General features: G+C 37.4%; 1 protein-coding gene. It reads left to right on the plus strand.

The features are described 5' to 3' along the window. On the plus strand, positions 1 to 216 hold a 216-nt coding region (locus AAEY75_RS15595), incomplete at its 5' end, for a DUF2059 domain-containing protein (protein WP_352260101.1). Positions 217 to 265 lie beyond the last annotated feature (49 nt).

Here is a 265-nt window from a genome sequence, read left to right on the forward strand (position 1 = left end):
TATATCAGTGCAGCAAAAACTTACTATACGCAAGCGGAAGTGGATGCCCAAATCAAATTTTACGACACTGCTGTCGGTCAAAATATCTTAGCAAAACAACCACAAATTACTGCCGCTTTTTTAAAGCAATCTTTACCGCAAGATACCTCAGAGACTGAAAACCAATTGAGTGAGCTGTTACCGCAGATGAAGCAAATTGTGAAAGGTATTTTTTAAAGTGTGTGTTAGAAATATAGCTAAAGTTCCTGAAAGATCTATGCTAGTG

This window comes from Psychrobacter sp. TB55-MNA-CIBAN-0194, assembly GCF_040309505.1.
GTDB classification, from domain to species: Bacteria; Pseudomonadota; Gammaproteobacteria; order Pseudomonadales; family Moraxellaceae; genus Psychrobacter; species Psychrobacter fozii.